At 69.9% G+C, this 14,359-nt stretch carries 2 protein-coding genes (1 of these 2 cut by a window edge); both read left to right on the plus strand.

The window, feature by feature from the left end:
* Positions 1 to 13,774, plus strand: the 3' end of a protein-coding gene (locus LC490_RS23665; protein ID WP_223621836.1) for a non-ribosomal peptide synthase/polyketide synthase. Its footprint begins 14,096 nt before the window's first position; the window shows 13,774 of its 27,870 coding nt (coding positions 14,097–27,870); its start codon lies off the left edge, out of view; it ends in the stop codon at positions 13,772 to 13,774.
* Positions 13,755 to 14,359, plus strand: a 605-nt coding sequence (locus LC490_RS23670; RefSeq protein ID WP_223621837.1) for a condensation domain-containing protein, incomplete at its 3' end; no start/stop codon positions are given. The genes LC490_RS23665 and LC490_RS23670, both read left to right, overlap by 20 nt.

Here is a 14,359-nt window from a genome sequence, read left to right on the forward strand (position 1 = left end):
GCAGGCCGAGTTGGCCCGCCCGGCGCTGCGTCCGCAAGCGCGTCCGGCGCTGCTGCCGCTGTCGTACGCGCAGCGTCGTCTGTGGTTCATCCAGAAGTTCGAACAACACGCGGGCATGGGCGACAGTGGCGCCGCCTACAACATCCCGATGCCACTGCGCCTGTCGGGGCGGCTGGATCTGGACGCCTTGCGCGCCGCGCTGAGCGATGTGGTCGCGCGTCACGAAAGCCTGCGCACGATCTTCCCGGAGGCCGACGGCACGCCTTACCAGCAGGTGCTGACGATCGCCGAAAGCGCTCCGCAGTGGTCGCTGGTCGAAGCCAATCCCGACAACCTGGCCGAGCTGCTGCATGCCGACGCCATGCACGTGTTCGATCTCGCTCACGAGACGCCGCTGCGCAGCAGTCTGTTCCGTCTCGACGAGCAGGAACACGTGCTGCTGGTGGTGCTGCATCACATCGTCGGCGACGGTTCCTCGCTGGCGCCGCTGGCGCGCGACCTCGGCCAGGCCTATGCCGCGCGTCTGCAGGGACATTCGCCGACCTGGGCGCCGCTGCCGGTGCAGTACGCCGATTACACCCTGTGGCAGCAACGCCTGCTCGGCAGCGAGCAGGACCCGGACAGCCTGATCTCGCAGCAGTTCGGTTACTGGAAGGCGCAACTGGCCGACTTGCCCGAGCGCATCGAGCTGCCGACCGACCGGCCGCGTCCGTTGGTCGCCAGCTATCGCGGCCGGCAATGGGCGCTGAGCATCGATCCCGAACTGCACGCGCGCCTGCTCGACCTCGCTCATCGCCACGAAGCCAGCTTGTTCATGGTGTTGCAGGCCGGCCTCGCGGCATTGCTGCACCGCCTCGGCGCCGGCGACGATATCGCTCTCGGCAGCGCCATCGCCGGGCGCAACGACCAGGCCCTCGACGATCTGGTCGGCTTCTTCGTCAACACCCTGGTGCTGCGCGCCGATCTGTCCGGGCAGCCGAGCTTCGAGACCTTGCTCGGCCGGGTCCGCGCCACCGCACTCGCCGCCTACACCCACCAGGACGCGCCGTTCGAGCGCCTGGTGGAACTGCTCAACCCGACCCGCTCGACTTCGCACCATGCGCTGTTCCAGGTCGGCATGGTCCTGCAGAACGTCAGCGAAGCCGAGCTGCGCCTGCCCGGCCTGACCGTGTCGATGCATAGCGCCGACTTCCGCAGCGCCAAGTTCGATCTGTTCTTCAACCTCGGCGAACGCCTCGCCGCCGACGGCGTGCCGGCCGGCCTCGACGGCGTCATCGAGTACGCCACCGATCTGTTCGACGAAGCCTCGATCGAACGCCTGTGGCAGCGTTTGCTGCGCCTGCTCGATGCCGCCGCCCGCGACCCGCGGCGCAGCATCGCCGCCATCGACCTGCTCGATAGCGACGAACGCCAGCGCTTGCTCGGCGACGCGAACCGCACTGTGCTCGGCGACGCGCACGGCGCCATCGCCGACGCCACCATTCCGGCCCTGTTCGAGCGCCAGGTCGCGCGCGATCCGGAAGCGCCGGCCTTGCTGTTCGGCGACGCCTGTATCAGCTACGGCGAACTCGACCGCCGCGCCAACCGCTATGCGCATGCGCTGATCGCCCTGGGCATCGGCCGCGAAGACCGCGTCGCCATCGCGCTGCCGCGTTCGCCCGAGATGGTCGTCGCCGTGCTCGGCATCCTCAAAGCCGGCGCGGCCTATCTGCCGCTGGACCCGGACTACCCGCCGGAACGCCTGGCCTACATGCTCGCCGACGCGAAACCGGCGCGATTGATCAGCCGGCGCGAGATCGAAGCGCGCCTGCCCGAACACGGCGTGCCGACCTGGCTGCTGGATCTGCCGGAAACCTTGCAGACCCTCGCCGCGCAAGCGACCGGTGCGCCGCAGCTCGCTGCCGCGTCGCCGGCCGATGCCGCCTACGTCATCTACACCTCCGGTTCGACCGGGCGGCCCAAGGGCGTGGTCGTCACCCATGCCGGCGTACCGAGCCTGCTCGCCAGCCAGATCGCCGCCTTCGAGGTCGGCCCGGGTTCGCGCGTGCTGCAGTTCGCCTCGTTGAGCTTCGATGCGGCGTTCTGGGAACTGTGCATGGCGCTGCTGTCGGGCGCGGCCCTGGTCGTCGCCGAGGCCGACCGGCTGTTGCCGGGCGAGGCCCTGGTCGAGACCATGCAACGCCATCGCGTCACCCATGCGACCTTGCCGCCGGCCGCGTTGTCGGTGCTTGGCGCCGATGCACTCGCGACCTGCAGCGACCTCATCGTCGCCGGCGAGGCCACCGCGCCGCAGTTGGTCAAGACCTGGTCGCAGGGCCGGCGCATGACCAATGCCTACGGCCCGACCGAAACCACGGTGTGCGCGACCATGAGCGCGCCACTGGCGGGCGCCTCGGTGCCGCCGATCGGCACGCCGATCCTCGGCAGCCGCGTCTACCTGCTCGACGCCGGCCTGCAGCCGGTGCCGGTCGGCGTACCGGGCGAGTTGTACCTGGCCGGCAAGGGCCTGGCGCGCGGCTATCTGCATCGCCCCGCACTGAGCGCCGAGCGCTTCGTCGCCGATCCTTACCTCGCCGGCGAGCGCATGTACCGCAGCGGCGACCTGGCGCGCTGGCGCGACGACGGCCAACTCGAATTCATCGGCCGGGTCGATCATCAGGTCAAGCTGCGCGGCTTCCGCATCGAACTCGGCGAGATCGAGGACGTGCTGCAGCGCCACGCCGCGGTCGCGCAATCGATCGTGGTCGCACGCGAAGACGTGCCGGGCCATAAGCAACTGGTCGCCTATGTCGTGCTCGAACACGAACGCGACGCCGACCGCGACCAGGGCCAGGAATCGCGCCTGATCGGCGAGTGGGAAACCATCTACGAGACCCTGTACGGCGAAGAACCGCCGCAAGCGGTCGAGTTCGGCGAAAACTTCCACGGCTGGAACAGCAGCTACGACGGCTCCGAGATCGCTCTCGAACAGATGCGCGAGTGGCGTGCGGCCACGGTCGAACGCATCCTCGAACTGCAGCCGCGGCGCGTGCTCGAAATCGGCGTCGGCAGCGGCCTGATCCTGTCGCAGGTGGCGCCGCACGTCGAGGCCTACCACGGCACCGATCTGTCGGCGGCGACCATCGAACGCCTGCGCGGCGAGATCGAACGGCAACCGCAACTGGCCGGCAAGATCGAACTGCATGCGCGGCCGGCGCACGAGATGCACGGCCTCGGCGACAGCCTGGCGAGCGACGGCCAGGACGGCCGCTTCGACACCATCGTCATCAACTCGGTGCTGCAGTACTTCCCGAACGGCGACTATCTGCTGGAAGTGATCCGCCAGGCGATGGACTTGCTGACGCCGGGCGGCTCGCTGTTCCTCGGCGACGTGCGCAACCTGCACCTGCAACGCAGCTTCGCCACCGCGATCCAATTACACCAGGCCGATGCCGACACCGACGCGGCGACCCTGCAGCGACGCATCGAGCAGATCCTGCTGGCCGAGAAGGAACTGCTGGTTGCGCCGGAGTTCTTCAGCCAACTGCCGCACCGGCTGGACACGATCGCCGCGGTCGACATCCAGACCAAGCGCAGCGCTTACGGCAACGAACTCAGCCGCCACCGCTACGAGGTGGTGCTGCGCAAGGGCCCGCTGCCGCTACGCTCGCTGGCGTCCTTGCCGGTGCGCGCCTGGGGCGCGGATTTCGACGGCTTCGATGCCGTCGCCACCCATCTGCTCGACCACCAGCCCGCCGGCCTGCGCCTGCGCGGCGTGCCCAATGCGCATCTGCAACCCGAGCTGGACGCACTGCGGGCCCTGGCCTCCGGCACCGCCATCGCCGAGGTGCGTGCGCAGCTGATCGCCGCGGGCAGCGCCATTGAGGCGGCCAGCGAAGCGCTGGTGCAACTCGGCCGCCGCCTCGGTTACCGGGTCGCGACGACCTGGTCCGGCGGTACCATCGGCGAGGGGCTCGACCTGCTGTTCGTGCGCGCTGAAGACGCCGCCGCGCCGGCGGTGTGGACCGATCTATACCTGGCGAACGCACCGCGCGAGCTCGCCATCTGCACCAACAACCCGGCCAGCTTCGACCAGTTCAGCGACCTGCGCCGCCATGTCGCCGCGCAACTGCCGGACTACATGCAGCCGGTGATGGTGTTGCTGCCGTCGATGCCGCTGACCCCGAACGGCAAGATCGACCGCAAGGCGCTGCCGGCTCCCGATTTCACCCCGACCCACCACCGCGCCGCGCGCAACGACCGCGAGCAGGTCCTCGCCGAACTGTATGCGCAAGTGCTCGGCCTGCCGCGGGTCAGCATCGACGACAGCTTCTTCGATCTCGGTGGCGACAGCATCATCTCCATCCAACTGGTCAGCCAGGCGCGCAAGGCCGGCCTGCTGATCACCCCGCGCGACGTGTTCCAGCACCAGAGCGTCGCCGCACTGGCCTTGGTCGCCCGCGATGCCGACGAGGCCGCACCGGCCCTGCTCGACGAACCGCTCGGCGAACTGCCGGCGCTGCCGATCCTGCGCTGGTTCCTCGACCGCGAGGTCGCCCTCGACGGCTTCAACCAATCGGTGCTGCTGCGGGTGCCGGCCGGCCTGGCCGAAGCCGAGCTGCGCGATGCGCTCGCCGCCTTGCTCGATCACCACGACGCCCTGCGCCTGCGCCTGGGCCGCGACGACGCCCAGGCCTGGCGCTTGCGCGTACCCGAACCCGGCAGCCTCGACGCCGCGGCCTGCCTGCGGCGCATCGACGTCGCCGGTCTCGATGGCACGGCGCTGAAGGCCCGCATCGATGCGGCTGCCGCCGAATCGGCGCAGGCCTTGTCCTGCGAGCGCGGCGATTTGCTGCGTGCGGTCTGGTTCGACGCCGGCGAGCACGGCGGCCGCCTGTTGTTGACGATTCACCACCTCGCCGTCGACGGCGTGTCCTGGCGCATCCTGATCCCGGACCTGCGCGACGCGGTCGAGGCGATCCGTGCCGGCCGTGCGCCGGCGTTCGCGCCGCGCAGCCATTCGCTGCGCACCTGGGCGCAGCAATTGTCCGACGACGCGCATTCGCCGCAGCGCCTGGCCGAGCTGGCGCATTGGTCGGCGACGACCGATGGGTCCGACCCGCCGCTGTCGCCGGTCGCGCTCGATCCCGCACGCGACACCGGCGCCAACAGCGAGCACTTCAGCCTCAGCCTGCCGAGCGAGGTCACCGCGGCCCTGCTGACGGCGTTGCCGGCGCGCTTCCACGCCCGCATCAACGACGTGCTGCTGAGCGGCTTCGCCCTCGCTGTGAGCGACTGGCGCCGCCGCCACACCGGCGCGGCAGTCGATGCACTGCTGCTCGACCTGGAAGGCCACGGCCGCGAGAGCGATCGCAACGGGCTCGACCTGTCGCGCACGGTCGGCTGGTTCACCAGCCTGTATCCGCTGCGCCTGTCGCTGGACGAGATCGACCTGGAGCGCGCCTTCGCCGGCGACGGCGAGCTCGAACGCTTGCTCAAGCGTGTGAAGGAGCAATTGCGCGCGGTGCCCGACCACGGCCTCGGCTACGGTCTGCTGCGTCATCTCAACGCCGATACCGGCGCGCTGCTCGCCGCGCAGCCAGCCGCGCAGATCAGCTTCAACTACCTCGGCCGCTTCGGCGTCTCGGAAACCCGCGATTGGGAACAGGCCGAGGAAGAAGTCGCCAACAGCGGCGGCGATGCGATGCCGATCGCCCACGCGATCGAACTCAACGCCCTCACCCAAGACCGCGCCGACGGCCCCGAGTTCGTCGCCACCTGGTCGTGGCCGCGGGCCTTGTTCGACCGCGCCCAGATCGTCGACCTGGCCGAAACCTATGCACGCGCCCTGGGTGCATTGGCGTCGCTGCTCGAACGCGAAGACGCCGGCGGCCTGACCCCGTCCGACCTGCCGCTGGTCGCACTCGACCAGACCACCATCGAAACCTTGGAACGCGAACACGGCGGCGCCCACGCGGTCGCCGACATCCTGCCGCTGACGCCGTTGCAGCAAGGCCTGCTGTTCCACGCCCTGTACGACCACGAAGGGCCGGACCCCTATGTGGTGCAGGTGCATTTCGATCTCAACGGCCCGCTCGACGAAGCGCGCTTGCGCGACGCCGCACGCCGGCTGATGCAGCGCCATCCGCACCTCGGCGCGGCCTTCGTCCATCGCGGGCTGGAAACGCCGGTGCAGCTGATTCCGCGCGACGTGCCGCTGGACTGGCGACGGGTCGATCTCGACACGGTGCCGGCCGCGCAACGCGAAGCCGAAGCAGCACGGGTCGCCGAGACCGAGCACCTGCGCCGCTTCGAGCTCGATCGTGCGCCCTTGCTGCGTTTCACCTTGGTACGCCTCGCCGATGCGCACCACCGTCTGCTGATCACCAACCATCACATCCTGCTCGACGGCTGGTCGCTGCCGGTGCTGGTGCAGGAGTTGTTCGCGCTGTATGGCGGCGCCGAGCTGGCGCGTGCCACGCCGTACCGCGACTACCTGGCGTGGCTGGGCCAGCGCGATCCGGCCGCGGCCGAACAGGCCTGGCGCGAAGTGCTCGCCGACATCGAAGAGCCGACCTTGTTGCTGCCGTCGCGTCCAGCGGCGTCGGGCGAGCAATCGCATCACGCCCTCGATCTGCCCGAGCCGTTGTCGCGCACCCTGGCCCAGTTGGCGCGCCGCCACGGCCTGACCCTGAACACCCTGGTGCAGGGCGCCTGGGCGCTGTTGCTCGGGCGCATGCTGGGCCGCGACGACATCGTCCTGGGCACCACGGTCTCCGCGCGTCCGCCGGAGCTGCGCGACGTCGCCCAGATGATCGGCCTGTTCATCAACACCGTGCCTTCGCGCGTGCGCCTGCAGGCCGGCCAGAGCTTCATCGACCTGCTGCTGCACCTGCAGGCGCAACAGGCCGGCCTGATCGAACACCAGCACCTCAACTTGTCCGAGCTGCAACGCCTGGCCGGCTTCGAGCGTCTGTTCGACAGCCTGTACGTGTTCGAGAACTACCCGATCGATCACGACGGCCTGGAGTCGGCGCTCGGCGAGCTGCGCATCAGCGGCTTCCACAGCAGCGACGCCACCCACTATCCGCTGAGCCTGCTGGTCACGCCGGGCGCGCGCCTGTCGTTCCGTTTCAACTACGACCCGGCGCGTTTCGACGCGCTCAGCATCGAGCGCCTGGCCGAGCGCCTGTCGCGTTTGCTCGATGCGATCGCTGCGCATCCGCAGCGCGCCCTCGAACAGTTCGACCTGCTCGACGACCGCGAGCGCCGCCGCGTGCTCTACGACTGGAACGGCAACGAAGTCGAGCTGCCCGTGCAGACCGTGCCGCAATGGTTCCAGCAACGTGTCGCCGCCGCGCCCGAGGCGGTCGCCGCGGTCTGCGCCGGCCACGAGTACAGCTATGCCGAACTCAACCGCCGCGCCAACCGCTGCGCGCATGCGCTGATCGCGCACGGCGTCGGCCCCGAGGACCGCATCGCCATCGCCGTACCGCGCTCGCTCGACACCGTGGTCGCCGTGCTCGGGATTCTCAAGGCCGGCGCGGCCTACCTGCCGCTCGACGCCGACCACCCGGCCGAACGCCTGGCCTGGACCCTCGCCGATGCGCGCCCGCGCAAAGTGATCGCCACCCGCGCCAGCGCGGCGCGCCTGCCCGCCGACTCCGAATTGCTGCTGATCGATGACGACCACGGCTTCGGTGCCGAACTGGTGCATGCGCCGAGCCACAACCCGGACGACCGCGAACGCATGCGCGTGCTTGATCCGCGCCATCCGGCCTACGTCATCTACACCTCGGGTTCGACCGGGCGGCCGAAGGGCGTGGTCGTCACCCACGCCGGCATTCCCAGCCTGACCCACAGCCAGATCGAACGCTTCGGCCTCGACGCCGCCAGCCGCGTGCTGCAGTTCGCCTCGATGAGCTTCGATGCCGCGGCGATGGAGATGCTGATGTGTTTCGCCGCCGGCGCGACCTTGGTGTTGCCGCCGCCGGGTCTGCTGCTCGGCGACGCGCTCGCCCGCACCCTCGACGAACAACGCATCAGCCACACCCTGATTCCGCCGAGCGCGCTCAGCAGTCTCGACCCGAGCGCGCAGACCTGGCCGAGCACCCTGATCGTCGGCGGCGAAGCCTGTCCGCCGCACGTCGCCGCGGCCTGGTCGGCCGGCCGGCGCCTGGTCAATGCCTACGGCCCGACCGAAATCACCGTCTGCGCGGCGATGAGCGGGGTGTTGTCGCCGGCCTCGCTGGCCGGCGCGGCGCCGCCGCTCGGTACGCCGATCGCCAACACCCGCTTGTACGTGCTCGACGCCATGCTGCGTCCGGTGCCGGCGGGCGTGGCCGGCGAGTTGTACATCGCCGGCGCCGGCCTGGCCCGCGGTTATCTCGACCGCCCGGGCTTGAGCGCGGAACGTTTCGTCGCCGACCCGTTCGTGATCGGCGAGCGCATGTACCGCAGCGGCGACCGCGCCCGTTGGCGCGAGGACGGCCAGCTCGACTACCTCGGCCGCGCCGACCAGCAGATCAAGCTGCGCGGTTTCCGCATCGAGCTGGGCGAGATCGAAGCCGCGCTGGCGCAATGCGGCCATGCCGGCAACGCGGTGATCGTGCGCGAGGACCGGCCCGGCCATCCGCTGCTGGTCGCTTATCTGGTCACCCACGAAGCCATCGACGAGGACGGCCTGCGCCGGCGCCTCGGCGAACGCCTGCCCGAGTACATGGTGCCGTCGGCTTTCGTCGCCCTGCCCGCGCTGCCGCTGACCGCCAACGGCAGCAAGCTCGACCGCAAGGCCTTGCCGGCGCCGGAGTTCGCCGCGCAGCCGGCCTCGCGCGGCCCGCGCAACGCCGCCGAAGCTATCCTGTGCGCCTTGTATGCGGAAGTGCTCGGCCTGGAACGGGTCGGCGTCGGCGACAGCTTCTTCGCCCTCGGCGGCCATTCGCTGCCCGCCACCCGTCTGATCGGCCGCATCCGCGCCACCTTCGGCGTCGAACTGTCGATCCGCACTCTGTTCGATGCGCCGACCGTGGAAGCACTGGCGCGGGCCTTGCCCTCGGGCGGCGGCCGGCGGGCGCCGCTGATCGCGCAACCGCGGCCGCAGCGCTTGCCGCTGTCGTTCGCCCAGCAACGCCTGTGGTTCCTGCATCAGTTCGAGGGGCCCAGCGCGACCTACAACATCCCGCTGGCCCTGCACCTGGACGGTGAACTCGACCGCGACGCCCTGCGCGCCGCGCTCGCCGACCTGGTCGCGCGCCACGAAAGCCTGCGCACGGTGTTCCCCGCGACCACCGTCGCGGGCGAAGCGCCGAGCCAATGCGTACTGGCCCAGGCCGAGGCTCCGCTGTCGATCGCGAACACGGACGACGAACGCCTGCGCGCCGACCTGTCGCAGGCGGCCGCCTACGCTTTCGATCTCAGCCGCGAATTGCCTTTGCGCGCGCATCTGTTCGCGCTCGACGCGCAGCGCCACGTGCTGTTGTTGCTGCTGCACCACATCGCCGGCGACGGCGCCTCGCTGGCGCCGCTGTCGCGCGACCTCGCCCAGGCCTATGCCGCGCGCCTGCGCGGCCGTGCCCCGGACTGGTCGCCGCTGCCGGTGCAGTACGCCGATTTCAGCCTGTGGCAACGCCAAGTGCTCGGCGACGAGGGCGACGCCGCCAGCCTGCTCGCGCAACAAGCCGAGTACTGGAAGCGCACCCTCGCCGATCTGCCGGAACTGATCTCGCTGCCGAGCGACCGGCCGCGGCCGCCGACCTCGAGCTACCGCGGCGGTCACCTGTCGCTGCCGCTCGACGCCGCCCTGCATGCGCGCCTGGCCGCGCTTGCCGGGCGCCACGGAGCGACCGTGTTCATGGTCCTGCAGGCCGCCCTCGCCGCCACCTTGAGCCGGCTCGGCGCGGGCGACGACATCGCCCTCGGGACGCCGATCGCCGGCCGCTCCGACGCCGCGCTCGACGATCTGGTCGGCGTGTTCCTCAACACCCTGGTGCTGCGCAACGACACCTCGGGCAACCCGAGCTTCGCCGCACTGCTCGGCCGCGTGCGCGAGACCGACCTGGCCGCCTACGAGCACCAGGACCTGCCGTTCGAGCGTCTGGTCGATGCGCTCAAGCCCACCCGCTCGATGGCCCATCACCCGCTGTTCCAGGTGATGCTGTCGCTGCAGAACCACGCCCAGGCCGAGCTGGAATTGCCCGGCCTGCGCAGCCGCAGCGCCGAGTTCGACCTCGACATCGCCCAGTTCGACCTCAGCTTCGACTTCACCGAACTGCACGACGAACGCGGCGCTGCGGCCGGCCTGCACGGCATGATCGAGTATGCCGTCGACCTGTTCGACGCCGACACCGCCCGCCGCATCGGCGTCTACCTGGAACGCATGCTGCGTGCGGTCGCCGCCGACGCCGGCCGCGCCATCGACGATATCGAGCTGCTCGATGCCGACGAACGCGAATGCCTGCTGGTCGGCTGGAACGGCGCCCGCACCACAGCGTCCGGGCGCTCGTTACCGCAGTGGTTCGAGCATCAGGTCGCGGCGACGCCCGACGCGATCGCCGCGGTCTGCGGCGAACTCTCGCTGAGCTATGCCGAACTCAACCGCCGCGCCAATCGCATCGCCCACGGCCTGATCGCCGCCGGCATCGGCGCCGAGGACCGGATCGCCCTGGCCTTGCCGCGTTCGCTCGACACCGTCGTCGCCATGCTAGGCGTGCTCAAGGCCGGTGCGGCCTATTTGCCGATGGACACCGAGCACCTCGGCCCGCGTCTGCGCGAACTGCTCGCCGAAGCCGCGCCGCGCCTGCTGCTTGCTCACGGCGCCATCGCCGATGCGCTTATCGACGATGCCCCGCTCGCGGTCGACATGCCGGTCTGGCGCCTGGACGACGTCGAGGGCTTGCAACGCCTGTCCGACGCGCCGGACTACGACCCGACCGACGCAGACCGCTCAGTGCCGCTGCACCCGCTGCATCCGGCCTACGTCATCCACACCTCGGGCTCGACCGGCAAACCCAAGGGCGTGGTCGTGACCCATGCCGGCGTCGCCAACCTGTTCGAGGAGCATCGCGAGCGCCTGTTTGCCGAGGTCGTGCGCCATTCCGGCGAAGCCCGCATCCGCTTCGCCCTGACCGCGACCTTCGCCTTCGACACCTCGCTGGAAGGTCTGTTGTGGTTGTGCGCCGGCCAGGAACTGCACCTGATCGACGACGACACCCGCCGCGAAGGCGAGGCCCTGCTCGACTACATCGCCAACCGGCGTATCGACGCGGTCGACCTGACCCCGGCGCATTTCGAGCAGTTGCGCGCTATCGGCCTGCTCGACGAAGGCCGCACTCACCCGAGCACGGTCGTACTCGGCGGCGAAACCGTCGGCGAATCGCAGTGGAAGACGCTGCGCGAGCATCCGGTGCGCGGCTACAACTGCTACGGCCCGACCGAATGCACGGTCGACTCCAGTTACGTCGCCATCGACGAGATCGAAGAAGGCGACCGACCCAGCATCGGCACGGCGCTGCGCAACACCCGTTTGTACGTGCTCGATGTGCGCCTGCGGCCGGTGCCGGTCGGCGTGGCCGGCGAGCTGTATATCGGCGGCGCCGGCCTGGCCCGCGGCTATCTCGGCCGTCCCGACCTCAGCGCCGAGCGCTTCGTCGCCGATCCTTACCTCGTCGGCGAACGCATGTACCGCTCCGGCGACCTGGTGCGCTGGCGTCGCGACGGCCGCCTCGAACACCTCGGCCGCGCCGATCACCAGCTCAAGATCCGCGGTTTCCGCATCGAACCGGGCGAGATCGAAACCGCTCTGGCGGCAGTCGGTTATACCGCCAATACGGTGATCGCACGCGAAGACCGGCCCGGCCAGCGCCAGTTGGTCGCGTATGTCGTGGCGCCGCAGATCGATGCCGCGCAGTTGCGGCGCGAACTCGCCGAACGCTTGCCCGAGTACATGCTGCCGGCGGCCTTCGTCGCCGTTCCTGCCCTGCCGTTGACCGCGAACGGCAAGCTCGACCGCAAGGCGCTGCCGGCGCCGCAAGTGCAGGTCGACGTCTCGGCCGCGCCCGGCAGCGAGCTCGAACAGCGCTTGTCGGTGTTGTTCGCCGAAGTCCTGGGGTTGGCCGCGGTCGGTATCGACGACGGCTTCTTCGCCCTCGGTGGCGACAGCATCAGTTCGATCCAGTTGGTGAGCCGCGCCCGCCAGGCCGGCCTGCGCCTGAGCGCGCGCGAGGTGTTCCAGCACCAGACCGTGCGCGCACTCGCCACTGTCGCCACTGCGCTCGAACAAACCGTTCGGCTGCCGGCGGTGGCGTCGACCGGGCCGTTGCCGGCGACGCCGATCCTGCGCGACTTGTTCGAACAACCGGGGCCGTTCAAGCAGTATCAACAGTCGATGCTGCTGCGGGTGCCTGCGCTCGACGCCGCGCCCTTGCTGCATGCAATCCAGGCCCTGCTCGACCACCACGATGCGCTGCGTCTGAGCGTGTCGCCGACACATGAGCTGGAGATCGCCGAGCCCGGCCGCATCCGTGCCGACGACTGCGTGCTCGCGGTGTCGCTGCACGGGCTCGATGCGGCCGCACGCGAAGCCGAGATCGCCGCCCAGGCCCAGGCCGCGCAGGAACGGCTCGACCCGCAAGCCGGACGCCTGCTGCAAGCGGTCTGGTTCGACCACGGCGAACGCTCGCGCCTGTTGTTAGTGCTGCATCACCTGGTGGTCGACGGCGTGTCCTGGCGCATCCTCGTGCCCGACCTGCAATCCGCCTACGAGCAGGCCGCTAGCAGCGTCGAGACGATCGTGCTCGAGCCGGTGCCGACCTCGTTGCGCGAATGGGCGCTGGCCCTGCCCGAGGCGGCGCAACGGCGCAGCGCGGAACTGCCGTTCTGGCGTTCGATGCTCGAAGACGCCTCGCCGTCGTGGTTCGCGCGCCCGCTCGATCCGCACCGCGACACCCATGCCAGCCTGCGCAGCCTCAGCCTGAGCCTCGACGTCGCCACCACCGAGCGCTTGCTGATCCAGGCGCCGGAACGCATCAATGGCCGCGTCAACGACGTGTTGCTGACCGGGTTCGCGCTGGCCGCGTTCGCCTGGCGGCGCCAGCGCGGCAACGCGCCCGATGCGGATAGCCTGCGCTTCGACCTCGAAGGCCACGGCCGCGAGACCGCGATCGTCGACGGCCTGATCGACGGCGCCGACCTGTCGCGCACCGTCGGTTGGTTCACCAGCCTGTTCCCGGTGCGCCTGGATGCCTCGCAGTTCGACCCGGTCGAGGCGATGACCGGCGGCAAGGCCATGGAACGCGCGCTCAAGTCGGTCAAGGAACAACTGCGGCAAGTGCCCGACCACGGTATCGGCTATGGCCTGTTGCGGCATCTGCACGACGAGGCCGGGCGCGAACTCGCCGCGTTCGCGGCGCCGAGCATCGGTTTCAACTACCTCGGCCGCTTCGCGGTCGGCGCTTCCGACGACGCCGCGGTATGGAGCGTGGCCGACGACCCCGGCGCCTTCGGCGGCGGCAGCGACGAGGCCCAGCCCTTGCCGCACGCGATCGACCTCAACGCCCTGGTCCAGGACGGCCCCGACGGTCCGCGCCTGTGCGCGAACTGGAGCTGGGCCGGCGAACTGCTCGACGAAAGCGAGGTGCGTGCCTTTGCCGAGGCCTGGTTCGACGCGCTCACCCGCATCGCCGACTTCGCCGCGGCCGCCGACACGTCGACCCTGACCCCTTCGGACGTCCCCATGATCGCGCTCGACCAGTCCGACATCGAACTTCTGGAATCGATTTATGCGCAACTCTCAGATTGAAGACCTGCTGCCGCTGTCGCCGTTGCAGCACGGCTTCCTGTTCCACGCCCTCTACGACCACGAGGTGCAGGACAGCTATGTCGTGCAGATGGTGTTCGCGCTCGATGGAGTGCTCGATGCGGCAGCGTTGCAAGCGGCGGCGCAAGCGCTGTTGCGGCGCCATGCCAGCCTGCGCGCGGCCTTCGTCCACCACAAGATCAAGGAGCCGGTGCAGGTCATCCAGCGCGAGGTCGAGCTGCCCTGGCGCGCGATCGATATCAGTGGTTTGCCTGCGGATGAGCGTGCCGATGCGCTGGCCCAGACGATCGCCGACGACCAACAGCAACGCTTCGAACTGACCCGTGCCCCGCTGCTGCGCTTCGTGCTGGTGCGCGAGTCGGGGACGCGGCATTACCTGGTGTTCACCAGCCATCACATCCTGCTCGACGGTTGGTCTTCGCCGATCCTGTTGCAGGAGCTGTTCGCGCTGTACCGCAACGGCGCCGACGCGCAGGCGCTGCCGCGGGTCACGCCCTACCGCGACTACATGCGTTGGCTGACCTCGCGCGATGCGGCCGCGGCGCGCAGCGCCTGGCGCGACGCCTT

The sequence above is a fragment of the Lysobacter sp. ESA13C genome (genome assembly GCF_019970005.1).
Classification (GTDB): Bacteria; Pseudomonadota; Gammaproteobacteria; order Xanthomonadales; family Xanthomonadaceae; genus Lysobacter; species Lysobacter antibioticus_B.